17 protein-coding genes are annotated in these 23,864 nt (G+C 59.0%); 7 read left to right on the plus strand and 10 right to left on the minus strand.

Features of this window, described 5'->3' with window-relative positions:
• Positions 1 to 65 precede the first annotated feature (65 nt).
• Together AB7933_RS19175 and AB7933_RS19180 are read right to left on the minus strand one after the other, a co-directional pair.
• Positions 66 to 998 (minus strand): magnesium transporter CorA family protein, encoded by a 933-nt coding sequence (locus tag AB7933_RS19175; RefSeq protein WP_024075796.1) that lies wholly within the window; start codon positions 996 to 998, stop codon positions 66 to 68.
• A 6-nt stretch (positions 999 to 1,004) separates the two neighbouring features.
• The gene (locus AB7933_RS19180) at positions 1,005 to 2,591 is read right to left on the minus strand and encodes a RimK family protein (protein ID WP_024075797.1); all 1,587 of its coding nucleotides are present in this window, start codon (positions 2,589 to 2,591) and stop codon (positions 1,005 to 1,007) included.
• A gap of 94 nt (positions 2,592 to 2,685) precedes the next feature.
• Here AB7933_RS19180 and AB7933_RS19185 point away from each other — a divergent pair, with 94 nt between their 5' ends.
• Positions 2,686 to 3,780 carry a peptidase C39 family protein gene (locus AB7933_RS19185; protein ID WP_024075798.1) on the plus strand — a complete coding sequence of 365 codons (1,095 nt, stop codon included), beginning with the start codon at positions 2,686 to 2,688 and terminating at the stop codon, positions 3,778 to 3,780.
• A 4-nt stretch (positions 3,781 to 3,784) separates the two neighbouring features.
• Here the strand turns inward: AB7933_RS19185 and sfnG are convergent, their stop codons facing one another.
• On the minus strand, positions 3,785 to 4,870 hold the full coding sequence (sfnG, locus tag AB7933_RS19190) for a dimethylsulfone monooxygenase SfnG (protein ID WP_024075799.1): 1,086 nt from the start codon (positions 4,868 to 4,870) through the stop codon (positions 3,785 to 3,787).
• Between the two features lie 267 nt (positions 4,871 to 5,137).
• On the opposite strand from sfnG, the gene AB7933_RS19195 reads away from it, so the two are divergent.
• Positions 5,138 to 6,376: an acyl-CoA dehydrogenase family protein gene (locus tag AB7933_RS19195; RefSeq protein WP_024075800.1), complete on the plus strand. Its 1,239-nt coding sequence runs from the start codon at positions 5,138 to 5,140 to the stop codon at positions 6,374 to 6,376.
• Between the two features lie 91 nt (positions 6,377 to 6,467).
• Here the strand turns inward: AB7933_RS19195 and AB7933_RS19200 are convergent, their stop codons facing one another.
• From AB7933_RS19200 to AB7933_RS19215, 4 genes are all read right to left on the minus strand, one after another.
• Positions 6,468 to 7,253, minus strand: a complete 786-nt coding sequence (locus AB7933_RS19200; RefSeq protein WP_024075801.1) for a sulfite exporter TauE/SafE family protein — start codon at positions 7,251 to 7,253, stop codon at positions 6,468 to 6,470.
• A gap of 82 nt (positions 7,254 to 7,335) precedes the next feature.
• Positions 7,336 to 8,115, minus strand: coding sequence for a class I SAM-dependent methyltransferase (locus AB7933_RS19205; RefSeq protein ID WP_024075802.1), 780 nt, complete (start codon positions 8,113 to 8,115; stop codon positions 7,336 to 7,338).
• A gap of 58 nt (positions 8,116 to 8,173) precedes the next feature.
• Positions 8,174 to 9,478 carry an ATP-binding protein gene (locus tag AB7933_RS19210; RefSeq protein ID WP_024075803.1) on the minus strand — a complete coding sequence of 435 codons (1,305 nt, stop codon included), beginning with the start codon at positions 9,476 to 9,478 and terminating at the stop codon, positions 8,174 to 8,176.
• 3 nt (positions 9,479 to 9,481) lie between these two features.
• Entirely contained in the window at positions 9,482 to 10,183 is a 702-nt protein-coding gene (locus tag AB7933_RS19215; protein WP_024075804.1) for a response regulator transcription factor, read from the minus strand.
• On the opposite strand from AB7933_RS19215, the gene AB7933_RS19220 reads away from it, so the two are divergent.
• The 5 genes from AB7933_RS19220 to AB7933_RS19240 all read left to right on the plus strand — a co-directional run bounded on the left by AB7933_RS19220 (position 10,076) and on the right by AB7933_RS19240 (position 17,080).
• Positions 10,076 to 11,611, plus strand: a complete 1,536-nt coding sequence (locus tag AB7933_RS19220; RefSeq protein WP_367268730.1) for an efflux RND transporter periplasmic adaptor subunit — start codon at positions 10,076 to 10,078, stop codon at positions 11,609 to 11,611. The two genes, AB7933_RS19215 and AB7933_RS19220, sit on opposite strands and share 108 nt — an antisense overlap.
• Positions 11,612 to 11,617: 6 nt before the next feature.
• Entirely contained in the window at positions 11,618 to 14,707 is a 3,090-nt protein-coding gene (locus tag AB7933_RS19225; protein WP_024075805.1) for an efflux RND transporter permease subunit, read from the plus strand.
• A gap of 200 nt (positions 14,708 to 14,907) precedes the next feature.
• Positions 14,908 to 15,549: a DUF1345 domain-containing protein gene (locus AB7933_RS19230; protein ID WP_024075806.1), complete on the plus strand. Its 642-nt coding sequence runs from the start codon at positions 14,908 to 14,910 to the stop codon at positions 15,547 to 15,549.
• A 128-nt stretch (positions 15,550 to 15,677) separates the two neighbouring features.
• Complete coding sequence (locus AB7933_RS19235; RefSeq protein WP_143036940.1) at positions 15,678 to 16,526, plus strand: hypothetical protein; 849 nt, start codon at positions 15,678 to 15,680, stop codon at positions 16,524 to 16,526.
• A 134-nt stretch (positions 16,527 to 16,660) separates the two neighbouring features.
• The gene (locus AB7933_RS19240; RefSeq protein WP_024075808.1) at positions 16,661 to 17,080 is read left to right on the plus strand and encodes a hypothetical protein; all 420 of its coding nucleotides are present in this window, start codon (positions 16,661 to 16,663) and stop codon (positions 17,078 to 17,080) included.
• A 72-nt stretch (positions 17,081 to 17,152) separates the two neighbouring features.
• Here AB7933_RS19240 and AB7933_RS19245 read toward each other — a convergent pair whose 3' ends face one another.
• The 3 genes from AB7933_RS19245 to AB7933_RS19255 form a co-directional block, all read right to left on the minus strand.
• Positions 17,153 to 19,462 carry an autotransporter outer membrane beta-barrel domain-containing protein gene (locus AB7933_RS19245; RefSeq protein WP_404943209.1) on the minus strand — a complete coding sequence of 770 codons (2,310 nt, stop codon included), beginning with the start codon at positions 19,460 to 19,462 and terminating at the stop codon, positions 17,153 to 17,155.
• A 166-nt stretch (positions 19,463 to 19,628) separates the two neighbouring features.
• Positions 19,629 to 21,608 (minus strand): hypothetical protein, encoded by a 1,980-nt coding sequence (locus AB7933_RS19250; RefSeq protein ID WP_024075810.1) that lies wholly within the window; start codon positions 21,606 to 21,608, stop codon positions 19,629 to 19,631.
• A 154-nt stretch (positions 21,609 to 21,762) separates the two neighbouring features.
• Positions 21,763 to 23,736, minus strand: coding sequence for a hypothetical protein (locus AB7933_RS19255; protein ID WP_024075811.1), 1,974 nt, complete (start codon positions 23,734 to 23,736; stop codon positions 21,763 to 21,765).
• Positions 23,737 to 23,864: the final 128 nt, after the last annotated feature.

Below are 23,864 nucleotides of genomic sequence, written 5' to 3' on the forward strand. Positions count from 1 at the left end.
GCCTCCGGCTCGTGCCCACCGTAAGGGCGCAACCACGGATAAGCCCATCGAATCAGCGTCCCCCTTCACGTCGCCGCACCCGCTATGCGCTTCAACCCCATCACCATCAACCCGGCCCCCAACCCCATCGCCGCCAAAAACAACGGGTATGACACCCACCACGGCGTCCCCGCCGTCATCATGCTGAACTCCGACATGCCGCCAATGCTGGCGATCAGGTTAAGCGGCAGGAACACCACGTTGATCAGGGTCAGCTTGCGCAGTAGGTTGTTCATGCTGTTGTTCATCAGGTTGCCGCGCGCGTCGATCAACCCGGAAAACACGTTGGAATAGATCTCGGCCTGTTTGTAGCATTGGTGGTTCTCGATGATCAGGTCGTCGATCAAACCCAGAATCTCGCTGCTGAACTGTTCCTTCCCGGCATGGTTGCGCAGGCGCGAGAGCACCGCGCCGTTGCTGTGCAGCGCGTTGATGTAATAGATCAGGCTTTCACTGAGGTTGAACATCTGCATCAGGTGATGGTTGCTCATGGACGCGTTGAACTGTTGCTGCAACTCCCGCGCGACCAGCTTGATCACCTTGAGGTGGCCGAGGTAGTGGTGGATGTTGTTCAGCAGCAGGTCAAGCAACACGTCGAGCGGCGTATGCAGCGGCCGGCGCTTGCCCAGGCCGGTCAGCGGGGTTTCGTCGGGGGCGATCACCAGCAGGCGGCCAGGCGAAAACAACAAGCCGCAGGATGACACTTCGAACACCAGGTTGCCGCCACCGGAGTAGTTTTCCGGGCGCTTCCAGATCAGGAACAGGTTGTCGGGGTGGAATTCGATACGTGACACTTCGTCGGGATCGAGCGCCGAGGCCAGGGCATGTTCATCCAGCTTGTGGTGGTCGCGCAGCCATTCACGCTCGACCAGGTCAGGGTTGTTGAACAGCAGGATCGGGGCATCGTCATTGTCCCCGCGGCGCAGTTTTCCATCGGTCAGTTCAAAGCGCTGGATCATCCCGACTCACCAGGCCTGGCCCTGACGCTTCAACTCCAGGCGCCGCACAAACTCTTCCAGCACCAGGCTGTACAGGTCGTCCTGCAAGTAGGCATCTTCGATACCCGCGTCCAGGTTGGGGTTGTCGTTGACTTCGATCACCACCACCTTGTCGCCGGACTGCTTGAGGTCTACGCCGTAGAGGCCGTCGCCGATCAGGTTGGCGGTCTTCACCGCCAGTTCCACCACCGCCTTGGGCGCCTCATGGACCGCCAGGGTACGGCATTCGCCGTTGATGTCCTGGCCGATGGCCTTGTGGTTGTAGATCTGCCAATGGCCCTTGGACATAAAGTACTGGCAGGCAAAAATCGGCTTGCGGTTGAGCACGCCAATACGCCAGTCGTACTCGGTATAGAAAAACTCCTGGGCCAGCAGCAGGACCGAATGTTCGAACAGTTCGGCGGTGGCCTTGAGCAAGGCTTCCTGGCTTTCCACCTTGATCACGCCTCGGGAGAAACACCCATCGGGGATTTTCAACACCAGGGGGAAGCCGAGGCGCTCGCCCACCCGTTCGAAGTCTTCCGGTCGCTCCTTGTACAGAATCTCGGTGGCCGGCATGCCCAGTTGATGGCTATTGAGCAAATCGGTGAGGTAGACCTTGTTGGTACAGCGCAGGATCGACGCCGGGTCATCCATCACCACCAACCCTTCGCTTTCGGCTTTCTTGGCAAAGCGGTAGGTATGGTTGTCGACACTGGTGGTCTCACGGATCAGCAAAGCGTCGTATTCGGCCAGGCGCGCGTAGTCTTTGCGCTCGATCAGCTCCACATCGATACCCAGCCCCTTGCCGACCCGCACGAAATTGTCCAGGGCGCGGGCGTTGGACGGCGGCAATTGCTCCTGGGGATCGTGAAGAATCGCCAGGTCATAGCGGGCCATGCGTCGTGAACGTGGCTGGCGCCAGATCTTGCGACTGAAGTTGTCGAGGGCGTGGGCGAATTGATCTTCCTGGTCATCGCGCAACTTGTGCAATACACCGGACTTGACCCCCTCTATGTGCCAGCCGTTATTCTTTCTGAATTCAACTAAGAGGATCGGGCACGGAAAGGCCTCAAACAATTGACGGGCCAATTCCTGCAACGGTTCTATATTGGTTCGACCAAAGTAAAGGGTCAGGGTAAAGCCTTCGGTATTACTGTAGAGATGATGACTCAAGGCTTTATCGAGGGTTTTATCCAGGTCATCCAACGCCAGGCCATACAATGACTTTCGGGTCAGTTCACTGATGGTACGCACCGACGGAATTACCTTGTGACCGCGCGCCTCGGCCAGCAGCGAGCAGTAGTAGCCGTGGCCCAGGTACTTGTAGCTGCGGCACAGGTTGATTACCTGCACGCGCTTGCCCGTCTCGTTTTCCCGGGTGTGTTCCAGGTATTCCTGGGCGGTGACGATGTCTTCGCTGGGGAAATAAGAGGCCCAATCTTCCTTGCGCTCGACAATGATCACGACTTGACTTGCGCCTCTGGGCAAAACAGAAAAATAACCTTTGGAAGTTATTGTCGCCGCGACAGTTTGCTCGGATACTTCACGCCAATGACCTTGTACCGCTGACATAATATTTGATCCGCTTTAGAGAACTCGACCTTTTCTATTAAGCACGATCTTTTAGAGAAGTCCCGTTTCGTTACGCAACTTTTACGGCGGTCATATGGCTCTTTTCTTTCGCGTTGCAACGCCCGGCGATGTGCCGGCATTAGTCGTACTGGAACAGCATTGTTTCACCACCGATCGGCTGTCACCGCGCAGTTTCCAGTGGATGATCAGCCGCGCCCACGGCCAACTGCTGGTGGCCGAACAGGACGGGCAATTACTGGGCTATGCGCTGCTGCTGTTCCATCGCGGCACCTCGCTGGCACGTTTGTACTCCATCGCCATCGCCGCGCACGCACGCGGCCTGGGCCTGGGCAAACAACTGCTGGCCCGCGCCGAGGCCTGTGCCGTAGAGCACGACTGCGCCTACCTGCGCCTGGAAGTGCGCACCGACAACCCCGGCGCCCTCGCCCTGTATGAACGCACGGGCTACCGACGCTTTGCCCTGATCAACGATTACTACGAAGACCATGCCCCCGCCTTGCGCCTGGAGAAGCGCATCGTCCAGCACCACGACGCGCGTCCGCAGAGCGTGCCGTATTACCCGCAAACCACCGATTTCACCTGTGGCGCCGCGTGCCTGTTGATGGCCATGGGCGCGCTGGTGCCTGCGCGCGTGGCGTTGCGCCGCGAAGAGCTGCAAATCTGGCGGGAAGCGACCACCGTGTTCATGACCGCCGGCCATGGCGGCTGCAGCCCCCAGGGCCTGGCACTGGCCGCCTGGCGTCGCGGTTTTCGGGTGCGCATGCAGGTGAATGTCAGCGGGCCGCTGTTTCTCGATGGCGTGCGCGATCAACATAAAAAGGACGTGATGCGCGTGGTGCACGAAGCCTTCGAGGAAGAATTGGCCAGCAGCGACGTCGAGCAGGTACTCGGCGGCGCGCTGGACTTGCCTCGGGTATTACGCGAGGGCGGGCAGCCGCTGGTGTTGATCAGCAGCTACCGCCTCACGCGCTCCAAGTCGCCCCACTGGGTGATGATCACCGACTGCGACGATGACTTCGTCTACCTGCACGACCCGGATGTGGACCACAGCCAGCACCGCCAGCCCCTGGACTGCCAGCATTTGCCGGTCAGCCATGGCGAGTTCGAACGCATGTGCCGCTTCGGCAACAACAAATTGCGCGCGGCGGTGCTCGTGTTTACGCGGTAAACGCTCAGGCCACCTGCTTGATCCCGGCCTTGGCTTCCAGCTCGCGCACCAGCGGCAATACGCGCTTGCCGAAGTACTCCACTTCTTCCTGGAAGTGCAGGAAGCCGGCCAGCACCAGGTCGACGCCCACCGCCTTGAGCGCGACGATGCGCTCGGCAATCTGCTGCGGGGTGCCGATCAGGTTGGTCTTGAAGCCGTCGTTGTATTGCACCAGGTCTTCGAAGCTGGACTTGGCCCAGTTGCCCTCGCCTTCCGGCGAAGCCTTGCCCGCTTGTTTGGCCGCATCACCAAAGGCGTTGACCGCCTCGGGGTCGGCCTTGTCGATGATTTCCGCGAGCACGGCGCGGGCTTCTTCCTCGGTATCACGGGCGATCACGAAGGCGTTGACGCCGACTTTCACCGAATGGTTGTTGGCGGCGGCCTTGGCGCGGATATCGTCGACCTGGGCCTTGATGCCTTCCGGGGTGTTGCCGTTGGTGAAGTACCAGTCGGACACCCGCGCCGCCATATCCCGCGCCGCCCGCGAGCTGCCGCCCTGGAACACTTCCGGTTGGCCCAGGGGCTTGGGCTTGAGGGTGTAGTTGTTGAAGCGATAGAAGTCGCCCTTGAAGGTGAAGTCGTCCTGGCTCCAGATGCCTTTCAAGGCACGGATGAATTCTTCGGAGCGGCGGTAGCGCTCATCGTGTTCCAACCAATGTTCGCCGATGGCCTGGAACTCGCCCTTGAACCAGCCACTGACGATGTTCACCGCGATACGGCCATTGGTCAGTTGATCGATGGTCGCCAATTGCTTGGCCGCCAGCGCCGGTTGCCAGGGGCCGGGCAAAATCGCCGCAATCACCTTGAGCTTGGTGGTCGCTGCCAGCAGGGCATGGCTGAACGCCACGGATTCATGCTGGTTCTCCGCGCCGTAGCCGGCGGTAAAGCGAATCTGCGTCAGGCCATATTCGAAGCCGGCCTCTTCGGCCAATTGCGCCAGTTTGCGGTTGTAGTCGATGCCCCAATGGGTGCGTTGCTCGATTTTGCTGACCACCAGCCCACCACTGACGTTGGGCACCCAATAGGCAAATTTCACGGCTTGTTGACTCATCTGACGATACCTCGCACACAGGGATGTACCCAGGGCTTGAGCAGCAAGCGTGCCAGCCAGCGGCAAACGCCCATGCCATGGGTGCTGCGGCAAACCTGCGGCACCCAGCGGCGGTGAATGCCGATGTCAGGGTTTGCGACGATTTGTCGGTTTGCTGTTGCTGGAGCAACAGCGAACGCGGCAAATCCCCCGTAAACAGGGGCTCCGGCACCCGGCACGGAGTGTGCAATCACTCCTGGCATCGATCACTGCCCCGGAGCCTTTCCCATGACCGAACAACACGTCATCAACCCGCTGTCCATTGGCGTCGACTACCCCACCCTGGCCGCACGCTTCCGGCCGATCTTCCAGCGCATCGCCGAAGGCGCGGTGCAGCGCGAGCAAACCCGCGCCCTGCCCTATGAGCCAATCCAGTGGCTGAAGGACGCCGGCTTTGGCGCAGTGCGAGTGCCCGTGGAATACGGTGGCGGTGGCGCGTCCCTGCCGCAATTGTTTGAACTGCTGATCGAGCTGGCCGCCGCCGACTCCAATGTGCCCCAGGCCCTGCGCGGGCACTTCGCCTTTGCCGAAGACCGCTTGAATGCGCCGCCCAGTGCCGGTCGCGACCTGTGGTTCAAGCGCTTTGTCGACGGCGATATCGTTGGCTGCGCCTGGACCGAAATCGGCAACGTGGCCATCGGTGATGTGGTCACCCAGGTCACCCCGGATGGCGACCAGTGGAAGCTCAACGGCGAGAAGTTCTACAGCACTGGCAGCATTTTCGCCGACTGGATCGATGTCTACGCCCAGCGCAGTGACACCGGTGGCGATGTGATCGCCGCCACCCGCGCGCGCCAGCCTGGCGTGGCCCACAGCGATGACTGGGACGGCTTCGGCCAACGCACCACCGGCAGCGGCACCTCGCGCTTTACTGACGCGGTGGTCGAAGCGGAAAACGTGATCGATTTTGCTACCCGCTTCAAATACCAGACCGCGTTTTACCAGCTCGTGCTGCTGGCCAGCCTGGCCGGGATCGGCCGCGCGGCGCTTAACGATGTGGCGCAGCAGGTGCGCAACCGCAAGCGCATCTACAGCCATGGCAATGCCCCCCATGTCAGCCAGGATGCGCAGATTCAGCAAGTGGTGGGCGAAGTCGCGGCGCTGGTATATGCCGCTCAAGCCACTGCGTTGAAAGCCGCAGTGCCGGCGCAACGGGCGTACCTGGCACGGTTCGCCGGGGATGATGTTGCCGAGCGCGAGGCCAATGTGGCCGCCGAAATCGAGTCGGCCACCGCGCAGGTGGTGGTGTCGGAGTTGATCCAGCGTGCCACCAGTGAGTTGTTCAACGCGCTGGGGGCCTCGGATGTGCGCCAGGGCAAAGCCCTCGACCGGCATTGGCGCAATGCGCGGACCGTGTCGTCACACAACCCGGTGATCTACAAGGCGCGAATTGTCGGGGATTGGGTGATCAATGGCACCGAGCCGCCGTTTGTGTGGCAAATCGGCAATGGCCCGGCGAAAGTTTGAAACTGCCCCCTCTTATCAACCATGGGGCTTCACCACTTTTCATGGCGGGCGGGCGACTGTGGCGAGCGGGCTTGCCACAACGGCGTACACCTCAAAAGGCCAGTTTGTAGCCAATGCTCATCAACATGATCGCCAGGCACGGGCGCAATACCGCGTCCGGCACTTTGCCGGTCATGTGGCTGCCGAGGTAGATCCCCGGCAGCGACCCCATCAGCAAGAAACCCAACAGGTGCCAGTCCATATTGCCCATGCCGGCGTGGCCCAGGCCCGCCACCAGGGTCAGGGGCACGGCGTGGGCGATTTCGGTCCCCACCAGGCGCCGCGTGGCGAGGAACGGGTACAGGATAAACAGCGCCACCGTACCGAGGGCGCCAGCGCCGATGGAGGTCAGGGCGACCATGGTGCCCAGCACGGCCCCCGTCACCACCGTCAGCGTGTTCAGGTTACGCGGGTGCATATGGTAATCGTCGCCGGCATGGCGTTGGGCGAAGGCCAACAGCCGTTGCTTGAACAGGATCGCCAGGGCCGTCAGCAGCAGCACCACGCCGAGAGCCTGCTTGATCACAGCGTTCATGGCGCTGGGGTCGGTGTGCAGGCTGGCGAGGAACCACAGGGTCAGCAACACGGCGGGCACGCTGCCCAGGGTCAGCCACCCGGTGATGGACCAGTCGATGTTCTTGTTCTTGCTGTGCACCAGCACCCCACCGGACTTGGTGATGGCGGCGTACAGCAGGTCGGTGCCCACGGCGGTGGCCGGGTTGATACCGAACCACAACAGGATCGGGGTCATCAAGGAGCCCCCGCCGACACCGGTCATGCCAACGATAAAACCAACGATCAGGCCAGCAATCACAAAACCAAAATTACCCACTTCCATCACTGCTACCTGCGGCCTTATAAATTTCTGGCCGCAGGATAGCGATTTTTCTTATAACGACTTATATCAATGTGATCTGACTTTATGCCTTTTTGGTCAGTTTGTGGCTGACATAGGCTTGGGTCTGATAGGGGAATGCCACGGTGTCGCGGCCTTTCAGCGCGGGGTGGGTCGCGATCAGGGTGCGCAATTGTTCGGTCACCAGGGCTTTTTCAGCAGCGGGCAAGGCAGCGATAAAGCTCACGGAGAGGAAGCGATCCATGATCACTTCCTGCGGGCTGCCGACATGGTTGTAGGGGAAACACGTCACCTGAGGATCGGAAAAGTACTCGCCGGTGAACGCTTCGCGCCAACGCCCGGTGTGAAAACGCGGGGTGTCGCCCTCGTATGGCGTGATGATCGCGGTGATGGCGGCCACCCAATCCACCGATTCATCGCGCACATTCCACACCAACCCCAGGCGCCCGTCGGGTTTAAGCACACGGTGGATTTCCGCCAGCGCGGCCTCGGTGGAAAACCAATGGAAAGCCTGGGCACACACCACCGCATCGGCCGTCGCGCTTGGCAGGGGGATGGATTCAGCTGTGCCGTTGACCAGGCGTACGTCGGGCAGCAGTTTATGCAACTGCGCGGCCATGGCGTCCACCGGCTCGACGGCGATCAGCGTCGGTGCCAGGGTGTTGAGCAAGCGCGTGAATTTGCCAGTGCCCGCCCCCAGGTCGATCACCGTAGAGTGCGCATTGATCTGCAGCGTGTCGCTGAGCCAACCGGTGAGTTGCCGGGGATAATTCGGGCGGCCCTGGGCATAAGTGACGGCCTGGGACGAGAAACCCTGCTGAGCAGACGTGTGGACACCAGTCATTGCCAATCTCTCCTCGGGTAAAACGGGGGCACAGTGTGCGCCCTTCCCGGCCAACTTTCTAATCGGCCTGACTGGGCAACCACACACGGAACCGGGCGCCGCCCAGCGGCGAGGCCTGGGCGGTCAAGGTGCCGCCCTGGGCTTCGAGGGCGCGCCGGCTGATCGCCAGGCCCAGGCCGAAGCCACCGGTGGCGCGGTCGCGGCTGCGGTCAAGGCGATAGAACGGTTCGAAGATGCGTTCGCGCTGATCCAGCGGGATGCCGATACCGTCGTCATCGACCCAGATTTCACAGCCCTTGGGGCATACCTTGACGCCTAACTGAATGCGCTTGTCACAGTAGCGCGTCGCGTTGCGCAACAGGTTTTGCAGGGCACGCGCGGTCAAGCGCGGGTCAAGACTGAAGCGCTCGACGCTGCAGTCGAGGACTACGTCGATGACAATCTCGGGGTTTTCCAGTTCGTCATCGACGCTGCCCAATACGCTGTCGATAAACTCGTCGAGCACCACGTCGACCCGCTCCGGCAGTTGCGCGGGGTTTTGCAGGCGACTGTAGGAAAGCAATTCCAACACCAGCTCATCCAGCTCACGAATATGGGCCACCAGGCTTTGCAGGCGCTCACGGCTAGCCTGCGGCAAGTCTTCGGACAGCGCCAGGGCTAGGCCGAAGTCCAGGCGCGTCAACGGCGTGCGCAGCTCGTGGGACACGGCGTTGAGCAAGTCTCGCTGCTGGTTCAGCAGGTGCTCGATATCGTCGGCCATGGTGTCGAACACCGCCGCCAGGCTGCCGATATTGGAGCTGGGTGGGATATGCGTGCGTGCACCCAGGTTGCCCTTGCCCAATTGCGCGGCGGTGCTTTTGAGGCGCTCCAGGTCGCGCCAATGGGGGCGCAGCCACACCAACAGGCAGGCCAGTAACGCGGCGCCGATCAGCACGTTCATCGACCAGTACAGCAGGTTCATGTCCAGCGGGTCCGGCGGCACGGTCAGCTTGACCGCGAACTGCGCATTGATCGGCGAACTGATTTCCTCCATCCAGCCCCACTCGCCCAGGTGAATCACCGGTTTGCCTTGTGCCAGCAGCGCCTCTTCTTCAGGGGTGTAGCGCGCATCCTGGCGCAGCAGCAGTTCAACTTTCAGCGGTGCGAAATCGCGGCCCAGTTGCTCGGTGACCTGGGACCAGCGCTCCACTGGCGCCCGCTGGTACTGTTTGACGATCAGGGTTTGCATGCCCCGGGACTGCTCGACGTTGTAGGCCAGGTAACGGTGTTCGAAGACCTGGACCACCAGCTTGGGAATCAGGTAGATCGCCGCGCTGAAGGTGACGATGGTGATCAGGTAGAGGCGTAGCAGCACACGAAACATGGATCAGCATTCCCACTCGGAACGACTGAACAGGTAGCCCTTGCCCCACACGGTCTTGATCTTGCGCGCCTCGCCAGCATGGTCGTCGAATTTGCGGCGCAGCTTGGAAATCGCCACGTCCACCGAGCGGTCGGTGCCGTTGAACTCGATGCCGCGCAGGCGTTGCAGGATCTGGTCGCGGCTGAGCACCTCGCCGGCATGCCGTGCCAGCACCACCAGCAGGTTGTATTCACCGCTGGACAACTCCACCGCCTGCTCACGCCAACTCACGGTGCGTTCCGACAGGTCGATGCACAGGTTGCCCATGACGATCTGGTCGTTGGCCACCTGGGGCTCCGACAGACTGCTGCGGCGCAGCAATGTGCGGACACGGGCTAGCAACACGCGCGGTTCGCAGGGTTTGGTCACATAGTCATCGGCGCCCATTTCCAGGCCCAGCACCTGGTCATGGCTGTCATCACGGGCGGTCAGCATCAGGATCGGCAGGCCCGCCGAGTCGGCGCGCAGCAAGCGGCACACTTGCAAGCCGTCGAGACCGGGCAGCATCAGGTCGAGGATCACCAGGTCGGGCGGGTTGAGGCGCGCGCGTTCGCGCACATGATCGCCCCGGCTGAGCACACTGACGTGGTAACCGTTGCGTTCCAGGTAGCTGGCAATCAGCTCGGAGAGAGCGGCGTCGTCTTCGACCAGGAGGATGTTGGGCATGATGTTTCCAGAAATACAGTGATGTGTCGTTCACAAATCCCATGTGGGAGCAGACTTGCCTGCTATGGCGGTGCTTCAGATACAGAGTCGTTGACTGATTCACCGCGATCGGGGGCAAGCCCTCTCCCACATTTGATCCTCATTGTAAGCAAGGTTGTGCAAGGATATACGCCCCCGGTGCCCTGCGGGCTGCACCTTACATTTCTTCACAGACGACCTACACAGCTTCACAGCACCACGGCGCAGGTGACCTTAGGATGTGCCAGTCAATATTGGGATAAGAGCATGTCGAAGAATCTGTTTGCGCCGTTTTGCCTGTTGGCCCTGACGCTGGCACTCGGCGCCTGTGACAAGTCGGCCGGTGAGGCACCGGCAACGCCCCCGGTCAAAGTGAGGATCGAAACCCTTGCAGCCAAGCCCCTGTCCATCACCAGCGAATTGAGCGGGCGTATCGCCGCGCCGCGCATTGCAGAAGTGCGTGCGCGGGTCGCCGGGGTGGTGATGCAACAGGTGTTCAAGGAAGGCCATGACGTCAAACAGGGCGACGTGCTGTTTCGCATCGACCCAGCACCGTTCAAGGCCGACCTGGACAGTGCCCAGGCCAACCTGAGCAAAGCCGAGGCCAATGCGTTCCAGGCGCGCCTGCAGGAGCAGCGCTACAGCCAGTTGGTGGAAGGCAATGCCATCAGCGGCCAGGACTACGACAACGCCCGCGCCGCCGTGCGCCAGACCAACGCCGAAGTCGCCGCCAACAAGGCCGCCGTCGAGCGCGCCAGGCTGAACCTGGGCTATGCCACCGTGACCGCGCCGATTTCCGGGCGCATCGGCCGCGCACTGGTAACCGAGGGTGCGCTGGTCGGCCAGAACGAGGCCACGCCACTGGCGCTTATCCAGCAACTGGACCCGATTCACGCCGACCTGACCCAGTCCACCCGCGAGCTGAACGACCTGCGCCGCGCCTTCCGCGCGGGCAGCTTGAAGCAAGTCGGCCAGGACCAGGCCAAGGCCACGTTGATCCAGGACGACGGCAGCCTGTATCCGCTGCCAGGCAAGTTGCTGTTCGCCGAAATCAGCGTCGACCCGGGCACCGGTCAAATCATCCTGCGCAGCGAGTTCCCCAACCCCGACCTCGACCTGTTGCCCGGCAGCTTCGTGCGCGTGCGCCTGGAACAGGCCGTCGACAAACAAGGCATCAGCGTGCCGCAACGCGCCATCACCCGTGATAGCGCCGGTATCCCCATGGTGCTGTTGCTGGACGCCGAACAAACCGTGAGCCTGCAACCGGTGGAACTGGGCGCGGTCATCGAAGACCGCTGGATCGTCAGCAGCGGCCTCAAGGCCGGCGACCGTATCGTCGTCGAGGGCCTGCAACACGCGCGGCCCGGTGAAAAAGTTGAAGTGGACGACAGCCCGCTCGTAAAGGAATAACCCGCCATGCCGCAGTTTTTTATTGACCGCCCGGTGTTCGCCTGGGTGGTGGCCATGTTCATCCTGCTGGCCGGTGCGCTGGCCATCCCGCAGTTGCCGGTGGCCCAGTACCCCGACGTCGCACCACCGAAAGTGGAAATCTACGCGGTGTACCCGGGCGCTTCGGCCCAGACCCTGGATGAAAGTGTGGTCAGCCTGATCGAGCAGGAGCTCAACGGTGCCGATCACCTGCTGTATTTCGAATCCCAGAGCAGCCTGGGTTCGGCAACCATTACCGCGACCTTCCAGCCGGGCACCAACCCGGAAATGGCCCAGGTCGATGTGCAGAACCGCCTCAAGGCGGTGGAGCCGCGCCTGCCCCAAGCCGTGACCCAGCAAGGTTTGCGGGTGGAGAAAGTGTCTGCCGGCTTCCTGCTGCTGGTCACGCTCACCTCCAACGACGGCAAGCTCGACGACGTGGCGCTCAGCGATTACCTGGCGCGCAACGTGATGAACGAGCTCAAGCGCCTGGACGGGGTGGGCAAGGCCCAGTTGTATGGTGCCGAACGCGCCATGCGCATCTGGATCGACCCGCAGAAGCTGATCGGCTTCAACCTCACGCCGGCCGACGTGAATGCCGCGATCAGCGCACAGAACGCACAGGTTTCCGCCGGCAGCATCGGTGATTTGCCGGGCACCAATACCCAGGAGATCACGGCGGCGATCCTGGTCAAGGGCCAGCTGTCTACGCCGGCGGAGTTCGCCGACATTGTGCTCAAGGCCAACCCGGACGGGTCCACCGTGCGCATCGGCGATGTGGCGCGTGTGGAAGTGGGCAGCCAGGAATACCAGTTCTCCACACGCCTGAACGGCAAGCCCTCGACCGCCGTCAGCGTGCAACTGTCGCCAGGCGCCAACGCCCTGAGTACCGCGACCCTGGTGCGGGCGAAGATGGACGAGTTGTCGCGTTACTTCCCGGCCAATGTGGAATACAAGATTCCGTACGACACCTCGCCGTTCGTCAAGGTCTCGATCACCAAGGTGGTCTACACCCTGCTCGAAGCCATGGCGCTGGTATTCGCGGTGATGTTCCTGTTCCTGCAGAACGTGCGCTACACGCTGATCCCGACGCTGGTGGTGCCGATCGCGCTGATGGGCACCTTCGCCACCATGCTGTTGCTGGGCTTCTCGATCAACGTGTTGACCATGTTCGGCATGGTGCTGGCCATCGGCATCCTGGTGGACGATGCGATCGTCGTGGTGGAGAACGTCGAGCGGATCATGGCCACCGAGGGCCTGTCGCCCAAGGACGCGACCAAGAAAGCCATGGGCCAGATCACCGGCGCCATCATCGGCATCACCCTGGTGCTGGTCGCGGTATTCCTGCCGATGGCATTCATGCCGGGGTCGGTGGGGGTGATTTACCAGCAGTTCTCGCTGTCGATGGCCACCTCGATCCTGTTCTCGGCGTTCCTCGCCCTGACCTTGACCCCAGCCTTGTGCGCGACGCTGCTCAAGCCGATCGCCAAGGGTGATCACCACGCCAAGGGCGGCTTCTTCGGCTGGTTCAACCAGCGTTTTGAAAGCCTCACCAATCGCTACGAAGGCTGGGTGGCCTATGCCCTCAAGCGCAGCGGCCGTTACCTGTTGATTTACCTGGTGCTGCTGGTGGGCCTGGGGTGGATGTTCAGCCGCCTGCCCTCCTCGTTCCTGCCCGTGGAAGACCAGGGCTACACCATCACCGATATCCAGTTGCCGCCTGGTGCGAGCAAGAACCGCACGGTGCAGGTGGCCGAGCAGATCGAAGCGCACAACGCCGGGGAACCCGGCGTGGGTGATACCACCATGATCATGGGTTTCAGTTTCTCCGGCTCGGGGCAGAACGCGGCGCTGGCGTTTACGACGCTAAAGGATTGGTCGCAACGCAGCAGCGACGATTCCGCCGCGTCGATTGCCGACCGCGCCAACATGGCCTTCAGCGAGCTCAAGGACGCGATTGCCTATGCGATCCTGCCGCCCCCCGTGGACGGCCTGGGCACCTCCAGTGGTTTCGAGTTCCGCTTGCAGGACCGCGGCGGTGTTGGTCATGCGGCGTTGATGGCGGCACGTACCGAATTGCTCAACGCCGCCGGCAAAAGCCCGATCCTGGCCAACGTGCGCGAAACCGCCCTGGCCGAAGCCCCGCAGGTACAACTGGAGGTGGACCGCAAGCAGGCCAACGCATTGGGCGTGGCCTTTGCCGATGTGGGCAGCGTGTTGTCGTCGGCCATCGGCTCGGCCTACGTCAACGACTTCCCCAACCAGGGCCGCATGCAACGCGTGGTGGTGCAGGCCGAAGGCGACCAGCGCAGCCAAGTGGCGGATTTGATGAAGATCAATGTGCGCAACAAAGCCGGCAAGATGGTGCCGCTGTCGGCCTTTGTCGAAGCCAAATGGACCCAGGGCCCGGCGCAGTTGACGCGCTACAACGGCTACCCGGCCATCGCCATCAGCGGCGAAGCGGCACCGGGGCACAGCACCGGCGAGGCGATGGAAGAAATCCAGCGCCTGGTCAGCCAGTTGCCGGCGGGGCTGGGCCAGGAGTGGACCGGGTTGTCACTGCAGGAACGCTTGTCCGGCTCCCAGGCGCCGTTGCTATTGGGTCTGTCACTGCTGATCGTGTTCCTGTGCCTGGCAGCGCTGTATGAAAGCTGGTCGATCCCCACGTCGGTATTGCTGGTGGTGCCGCTCGGCGTACTCGGCGCGGTCGTGGCCGTTTCCTTGCGCGGCATGCCCAACGATGTGTTCTTCAAGGTCGGCTTGATCACCATCATCGGCCTGTCGGCGAAAAACGCGATCCTGATCATCGAGTTCGCCAAGGACCTGTACGACCAGGGCGAAGACCTGATGAGCGCCACCCTCAAGGCCGCGCGCTTGCGCCTGCGCCCGATCATCATGACGTCGCTGGCGTTCATCCTCGGCGTGGTGCCATTGGCCATTGCCACCGGCGCCAGTTCCGCCAGCCAGCAGGCGATTGGTACGGGGGTGATTGGCGGGATGATCACGGCGACACTGGCGGTGGTGTTTGTGCCGGTGTTCTTTGTGGTGGTCATGAAGCTGGTGCGCAAAAAGAGCTAAGGCTTTTTGGGGGACACGGTAACTGTCGCGAGCGGGCTTGTCCCGCGTTGGGCTGCGCAGCAGCCCCAATAAGAGCGCTGCAGTGTGCCAGGCAGGTCCGGGGTTATGTTTTGGGGCTGCTTCGCAGCCCAACGCGGGACAAGCCCGCTCGCCACAAAAAATGCGCTAAGGTGCTCACAAATAGCCATTTGTGAGCCCCCATGCCCTTCCTCGCCCGCACCCACCCTCGCCTCTCCGCTGCCGCCGCCCTGGGCCTTGCCGCTGGCATCCTGGTGCCGGCCGACAGCGTCGTCAGCAAGATCCTCATTGGCTGGAACACCGGGGTCTGGACCTACCTGGTGCTGATGCTGTGGCTGACCATCCGCGCCAAGGCCCCGGACGTCAAACGCATCGCCGAGATCGAAGACGAAAACGCCGGCCTGGTGCTGTTCATCGTGTGCATCGCCGCCATTGCGAGTTTGGCGACCATCACCTTCGAACTGGTGGGCAGCAAAGACCTGCCGACCACCGCGCGCCTGCTGCACTACGGCTTTACCGGGCTGACCGTGATCGGCTCATGGCTGCTGATCGGGGTGATTTTCAGCGTGCATTACGCGCGCCTGTATTACACCTGGGAAGGCAAGGAGCCGGCACTGCGCTTTGCCGAAGACCTGCGCACCCCCAACTACTGGGACTTCCTGTATTTCTCCTTCACCATCGGCGTGGCCGTGCAAACGGCGGACGTGGGGGTGGCGACCCGCGCCATGCGCAAAGTGGTGCTGGGGCAATCGTTGATCGGGTTCCTGTTCAACACGGCGATCCTGGGCTTCTCGATCAATATCGCCGCGGGCCTGTTTGGTTGAGGCTCAATCGCTCTTCTATCCGACGAGTGGCTCCCTGACCTGTTAGTTCTGACAGTTGTGTGCAACGTCAATATGGCGCCGAATAGCCTCACGTATGCAGCCGCACTGCGTGCCGTAGAAGCGCTGATGTGCAACTGAAAATCACCGGCTGCAACCACTTTCCGGCGGGAGAAAAAATAATGCCAAGGCGAACGGCCTCAACCAGCAACCTCCTCCTCAACGGTAATTTCAGTCAATACGCAATGCACTGGAATACAACAGGCACTGTCGATTACTCCCGACAATACTGTAGAGCACTTACCGGTCAGGCCTCCCAGCAGGTCAATATCAACCCTGGTGCCAGTTACTTACTGCGCATGTGGAGTCAAGTGATCTTCAAGGGTGCTGGCGCGGTGGTGATCACCTCTGAGCCCTCGGGTACAGCCGATCGTATTGAGCTCGATGCTTTTCATCTGTGGACCAAACGAGAGTTCAACTATTCCCCTCCCGCCGGTACAACCTCCGCTACCGTCACCGTCACGGGCACGACAGGCGAGGTTTGTGTCGACGAGATTGAACTGCTCGTGGACACCACCACTCCAGTTCGACCGGAGCTGATCAGAAATGGCGATTTCATCCAAAATAACGCTGATTGGACCGTAGAAAGGCCTGGGCCAGCGTCAAGCGTCAACTTCACCGCCGGTGTCTGCAGTGCGAACCTGGGGGGCTTGATCTATCAGGACATAGCAGTAGAGCCCGGCAAAACCTACAGTTTTAACCTGATGGCCGCGAACCCCACAAGCGGGGACGGCGCGGCCCGGTTGTACGACGTGGCCAATACCGGCGTTATCTTGCTGGATATTGAATTAAGAGGGCCGGAAACGTTCCAGCCCTATCAACGTAACTTCCAAGTTCCAGCCGGTACGCACCAACTGCGTGTACTGATGGTGGGAATTACCTTTTTGAGACTAGACAGCGTGTCCTTCAAGCTCGCCTGAAGGCACTGCCGACTTGATTGAAAGTATTTGTGTGAAGTCGATAACCCAACACGTTGCGCGTTGATGTGGCAGTCCAGGTGGAGACGTAATCGCCAGGCACTCGACACGCTCCCAGCCCCCAAGGAGAAACGCTCATGACCGCCATCCACCGTCACCGTCCACCAAAACTGCATCTGGCCGCCCAGTATTTTAAAGGCATTATCGACGGCGAAGATTTCACCGCCAATATATTTTCAATCACCTGCACGGCAGGAAAATGGACGATCACCGGCAGTAGAGTCGATAGCAACGGCGTGACCCACAAGTTGCAGTTGTCGCTACCTTCAACTTATGGCATAGGCATCTATCGACTGGAGGACCATCCGGACATTCGGTTTACCTATAGCACTGATGACCTTTTAGAGCCTGTACTGCGATACGGTTTCTCCGGATTAGTCGAATTCAGGGCCATTGACCCTTCAAATACCCACGCCACGGGTGGACTCAGCGATATCCAAACCCGTGACGACGGCAACCCAGTCTCTACCATCTCTGCGCTGTTCAGCCTGGGCTGACGCCCGAAGGTCGTTAAACTGCACATACCAAAAAGGAAGCCGAAGCTTCCTTTTTGGATACATACGTATGAGTTACCAGCTATAACGCACACCCACGTTAGCACCCCATGGTTGATCGACATGTTTACCTTTGCTGTGCTCGAAGTCAGCATGCAGCTGCAGGTTTTTCGACAGTGAGACCGCTACACCAGCACCGAACTCAGCACGAGAACCTGAGACGTCATTGTTGAACACATGGCCGTTGACCGATGCTTTATTGTCTTTCGCAAACTCATGCGCTACCGCTGTACGCAGGTAAGGCTGAACGATGCTGCCGTCATCCATTATAAAATCGCGACCTACCGTTACCCCCAGCTTACCGAGTGCCGAATGGGTGTTCTGGCCTTTGGCTTGCAGGCCATTGTCCAACCCATAGTTCTTGCCCTTGACCACAATAGTGGATGCCTGAGCAAACGGTTCGACAAAGAAATCATTCTCCAGCTTGATGTTGCGACCCACTTCTACCGAAGCACCAATGCCGTTGGTGCCGTATTTACCCTTAGCCTTGGCACCATCGCTGAGGCCGACCTTGGACTCATTCTCAAAGCGGTTGGCTTTGATAACACCGTCGAAGTAGTAGCCGCTGTCTGCATCCATCCAAGTGGCATAGCCGCCCACGTAGTAGCTTTTCACCGTGCCGGAAGTACCACGGCTCAGGTCCAGATCGGAGTTGCTATGCCCTGCCATGACCCCAACCAGCCATTGGCTGTCTTCACTCAGGGGTGCATCGGCGCCGAGAGAGAAACCGCGTTGGCTCTGCTTATAACCCACGCCATTAGCGCCCGACACCGAGTACTTGTTGCCGTAGCTACGAATCCAGCCACCACCTTCAGCGTCATGGTGGCGTAACTCGCCCATGCGGCTGCGCAACGAAGTCATCTCGCCATACCATACGGTCGGCGCGGTGTTAAACAACGCCAGCACCGAGCGAGTACCGGGGCTGATAGTCCGTGCGCTGGGGTCGAGGAACCAATCGTTACCATCCTGCTTCAGCCCATAGGACCATGCACCGACATCCACCGCGCCGCCCACCAGCGAAAACTCGGCATCGCCGCCGCCGGTGTGCACGATATGTACGTCACCGGGCGACACAGGCTCCAGGCCGCTGCTCGCCACCAACAAACTGTGCTGACCGGTTGCATCGCCAGATATATTCAGAAAATCATTCAGGCCCTGGGCAAAATCAGCGCCCATGACGAATGTACCGTTACCACTCAGTGTCTCCAGGTCCAACTGATAAAACGCATCCGTTTCGCCAAACTTCACCGTACCGCCCGCGAGATCAAGCGCACCCACCAGGCTGTTACCCGTCAGGTTCCAGAACGAACCATCACCTATGGCAAGGCTATCGACATTCAACAAGCTGCCGGTCAATGATGAGTGGTTTTGCAAGCTCAGATTGGCACTGCTACCGGCCTCGACGAACACATTGCCGTTCAAATGGCTGTTGTTGACATTCATGTTGGCAGTTGCGCCACCGGTCACTTCCAGCAGGTTACCGTTGCCGCCGATCAACTGCGAGCCGTTACTCACTTCGATGGTGGCTGTAGGAATGCGCCCGGTCTGGCCGGCGACCAAAATGGCCGCCCCCGTCTTGCCCTCAACGGTCGACTGATCGAGTACCAATGTGCCGTCATCGGTAATACCTGCCGCACGGGTGAAACGTACACCATTGCGCTCACCCACTAGCATGCTGTTCTGAGCAGAGGCCGAACCGCCGATCAACAGGACACCGGTACTGCCGACAGCCGTCCCTTGTACCAGCGAGTCAAAAAAATGCAGTTCGCTCAATTGAGTGGCTGAGGCACCCGCCTGAGCGCCCTTTATTGTGCTGTTACTAACATGGGCGGTAGAACCGCCAGGTGTAGAACTGTACCGGTTCAGCACTAAACCAACGGATTGGGCGCTCTCCAAATGGCTGCCGGAAATGGTTGCAGTACCATTGGTAAGTTCCATTGCCGAGGCGCCTGGCGCCGTGGACATGACCGTGGAATTCTGGATAGCAACCGTGGAACCTTCCTGAGCAACGATACGCTCGATAGTACTCCCACTGTTCACAGTGAGCTGCGCACCCAGGCTCCGAATAGCCGCTGTGGTTGCCCCATTGACGGTCAGGCTGGAGCCATTCTGCAGCGCCCAGTTTTTTACGGTTTCACCGGATTCAATGACCTTCGACTCACCAGGCGCTACCACTCCCTGTTCGGAATGAGCCTGCGCCGCAACACCCAGAAGTAATCCGAACGACGACACTTTGACTGCCGCACTTAAAGGTGAAAGTTTGAAAATATGTTTGATGAACATGCTGTAACACTCGCTCTGACAATATGCCTGACCAAATGGCATGGCTCGTTCCGATGGAGTGGAGCCAGACCTGTAGAGGCCGCGAGGTTATAGTTGGAGGGCGTAACGGTAAGTAGGATAAATCTGAAGATAACAAGAGGACGCCATTCAGCCGACTTATTAGAAAAGGCACCGAAGAAGGTTATCCCTCGATGCCTTGCGTACAGCGCTATGGAGCAGAGTCACTACTACCGTCGCAGTAGTTGTTGGCGGTCACCATCCTCGCAGGAATGACTGCTGGTACTGACCTAGCAGGCGTTCCGCTCACGTCCAGAGAATATTGCAACCAGAGCGAGTTATAGGGCGGCTTCGCGCCGGCTACTTTAAGGTGAGGGTCGAAGGGTTGCAGGTGGAAGATGAAGCCGTTGGCTGCGGTGGTTGGATCCAGCGTCACCGAGCTAGTACCCCGTGTTGGCTCGATAGGTTGGTCACCCGCAAGCCCCGTTGAGGCCACATACTCGATCGTTACCACTACTTTATCCGCAAAAAATTCAGCGTTTGGAGGAATTTTCACTTCAAGGTATTCCGGCTCGCTTGTTGGTCGCAGAGATGCACAGCTAACCCTTCCCCGTGGGTCGCCGTTCCAAGGCAGGATATTGAGGAACTCAGCCGCATCCAATGTGTGAGTGATCGCATCGTCGACTTCAACGGGCGTACTTTCTGAGAAATTGCTGTTCGTCGATGCGGGATTGCGCACCCCATAAAAAACATCGATCGCTGGACCATTACCCGCTGCGGCAATCGCTGCCTTGTCGACCACGATAGTGATTGGAGCACCTGCGCCCTCGCCAAAAGCAATAGTATGAGTACCTGCTATGTTCAGCCGGCTTCCCCAATACAACGTAATGACATCACCTTCGGCCGGTGCTGGAGTAACGCTCCAAAGATCGAAGACCGCCAGAATGTCATCTACGTGATCGATGTCAGCGGAATTCAGATAGTTCTCTCTAGGAGGGAAAGATGCAGGCCCCTGTATGGTGACCTGATCCAGGTCAGGACTCGGATCACCCGGCAGGGGAGTCACTGGACCCGCTTTGCTCAGGTCGACATCCACCAATGTTTCATCATCCGGACGGTTTTTTGAACCCGTCCTGAGAATGATGTAGCTCAGAGCTGTCTCTATAGGACCTTCCTGCGAGCCATACTCATCAATGATCAGTTGAGGAGGCGCGGTGAATACAAAATCGAAAACACCGTTCAACGGCGCGGGCGTGGTTTCCTGGCTTCCCCATTTCAGAATGTATTGGTCGCCAGGATCCCATGCATAAAGGGGAATCGCCAACTGGACCCCCGCCGTCCAAGCGTCGATATCGATCAGCGTGCTACCCGCAGGACTGACCACCTTCAGAGGTGCCAGTACCAGATTCGCACTGCGTCTCAAACGACGCCCAGTGGGAACTTTCGAGATTTCACTGTAATTGCCGGCCGCATCTCGCAGTCGATAAAACCAGAAGAAAATCCCATCTACAGCAGTGTCGAAGAACGTAATGGGCAAATTGAAATCCGCTCCCCCCGAAGGCATTGGAAAACTGCCCAGCGAGGGCGAGTCATCCGGAGGCAATTCCGATGTGAACCAGACGTCCGACACCATATCCCCTACGTCCCAATCCCCATAGGAAGGAATCCCTAACTCGAATCCACTGGGATTCAAGTCCAATGTTTCTTGGGTGATATCTGCGCCTTGAGGCAATGAGGCAGGATAAACGCCCCTAGCAGGCGCCTCACTTTTACCTGGGGACTTATAGGGACCATACAGATCGATCTTCACTCGTTGAGCTTTGGAAAAGTCTGAATAATCCCCACCTGATCCAGGTTTTACCTTGAACCTGAGATCAAACTCACCATGGCCTAATAGATTGACTGAAACCGTGACCTCAACATGCGGACCAGAAGGCTCGGTTGGAAAAAAAATCGGGTCCAATGGTGTCCAGGATGAAACCCCGGCAGGGCTGAATTCAACTTGCATTTCATCCCCATCGTCGGGAAACCGCCAAATGGGGCATTCCAGAACAAGGCCGCCATCACGATCCAGAAAAGGACGCCAGACCAAACCTTTACCATCCTCTAGCGCCTGGGGAAAATTCGGTGCTTCCAGATTAGGATTCTCCCAACCACTTACTATCACTTGCTTAACACTTTTAACGGTCATTTCAGTCTCTCCTTGCCTATGTTAATAGCTTGCGGTGAATGGACTGCTGACAACTTTTTATTAAACAGCAGGCCGCACAGAGTCCCTCTCCGATCAAGCACAGCGGAAGATGATTAATTAACTTTTATGCAACTTTATAACTGACCACTTACTATCAACGATCAGATTCCGGACCATTACCATTCGGCCCACAATAAATCGGTGGTGTATGGGCAAACAATCGGTCGATCTTCACGTAACGAATGCGTGAAGTCCCCACACGCATACCAAGGCGCCATACCGTGAACTCGGCATAAGCGCCCGCCCCCTCTCCCGTGGGGTTCTTGATCGGCTCAACGTAAGGACGGTAATCCACTACAAAGTCGTGGTAACCGAGGCGCTCATCATCCCCATTCCACGACTGTGAGAACAATCCTTCGGTTTCTTTAATAGGACCGCTGCCTGCAAAACCCGACGTACCCTGCCAATGCATGCGTATTTCATCATTGATCTCAATGGCCGCATGTTTAAAAACACGAACATGCACACCGTCCCAGAGCGGCGGGACAGTCTGACAGTTGAGCCAACCAAATGAGTTAACGTGAACAAACTCAGCTTGAGGAAAGTTTACCGGTGCTGTCACATTGATATTTACTGCCTGATCAGGGGCCAGTTGTTCATTCACACCATTGCTGGTGCGATAACGCACAGGGAACGCCGGATTGTTTGGCGTCTGCTCAACCACCGACCAGGCGATAGGCGAAAAAGTCACCCGCCTGCCAGCGAAATCCGTGGGCTGTACCGTATAAGAAGCAACGGGGTCCTCTCTATCCCCCCAGTAAAGGAACATTTGCTCGCCTGCATGCGGATCATCAAACAGAAGAACCGAAGCCGTGACAGGTTGATCGGCATCCCGGATATCCAAGTGATTCGGCGTATTGCTCCCCTGCCCGCGGATCTCGACTCGTTCAAGGTGTCGGTTATATTCAGCGGGTGCCTGGTCATGATCTTGCCCGGCCACGCGAAAGTCGCAATCCACATGTTGTATTGGCGATAGAACTCCATCGGGCTTGCCAGCACGGTAAATCTCATACTGCACTGGCATTCTGGTCTGCACGTAGCCTTTCTGGATCAATACCGGCCAACTGATTGAGACGATTTTCGGAAATCCCTCAACCGGTTCTCTTGACAGAGGGATACCATTCCAAAGAGTCACAACCTCATCAGTAGGATCCCAATCAAAATACGCCTCGAATCGCACCGTTACGCCTGCCCGCGCATCCTTGCGATCAATCAAACCGTCGAAATCAAAGGCAAGCACCCGCGGCGGCTTCAGGCCACTGGGCGATGGTTTGAGGTTGATATAAACAGGGGTGGGCCCGGAGGCATCGACGCGTTGGTTACCTGCTCGGTCCCGTAGGGTATACCGTACGATCCGGGGACCGTTCAACAACGTACGGAATTTATCCCCCGGAATAGGCACAACCAAATCGGATACCGCAGAAGGGAACGTGTGCTCATAAGCCGCCTCATAAGGATTGGCCGACTCATCGTTCAATAAAAAAATCAGAACGTCATCGAAGGCTTTTCGATCCAGATATGAAGGAATTTTAAAATCCACCGTCAGGTGATCTGGATCGCTCAAATACTCTTCGGTAATTCCATAGGTGCGGACGTCCGGATCAACAAACTCACCAGGCCCCAGGGGTTGGTTACCCCCTGGCGCTATCCGATCAATGGTGAATGTCGTGGTGTAAGGGCTGTGTTCTATCCCGCCGGGCCCATCAATGTAATAACTAATGTCGTAAGACCCACTGATATTCAACCAATTGCCCTTAATAAACAGCGATACGGGGAAGTCTTTTTCCTGAGTCAATGGGCCTGGCAGAGGAATCGGAGGAAGCGGATACGGAGACTCGGGTGTATGAGGCTTGATCGAGAAATGAACGTAGTCGACTTCCCCGGTATCAGCGGGAAAGGCCCAGATCTGGGTCAATTGGACTTCAATGGGGTCATAAAGATATTTAGTGGGAATCAGCCCGTCAGGGTCATCTTCAAAGGCCTTGACCACAACAGCCTTTTTTAGCTCTGAAACTTGCGCCGTTGCGCTGCGGCTGGAGGGGGGGAAACGGTTGGATGAAAGCGTCATGCGACTCTCCTTATTCAGCCAGCGAACCGATGCATCGTTTAGAAAAAACACGTGTTATGGCGGTATCACTACCTCTTGCACGCTCAAATTAAGCGCCACTTCACAAGCCCTGAATACTGTCAGAACTC

It is taken from the genome of Pseudomonas gorinensis (genome assembly GCF_042015035.1).
GTDB classification, from domain to species: Bacteria; Pseudomonadota; Gammaproteobacteria; order Pseudomonadales; family Pseudomonadaceae; genus Aquipseudomonas; species Aquipseudomonas gorinensis.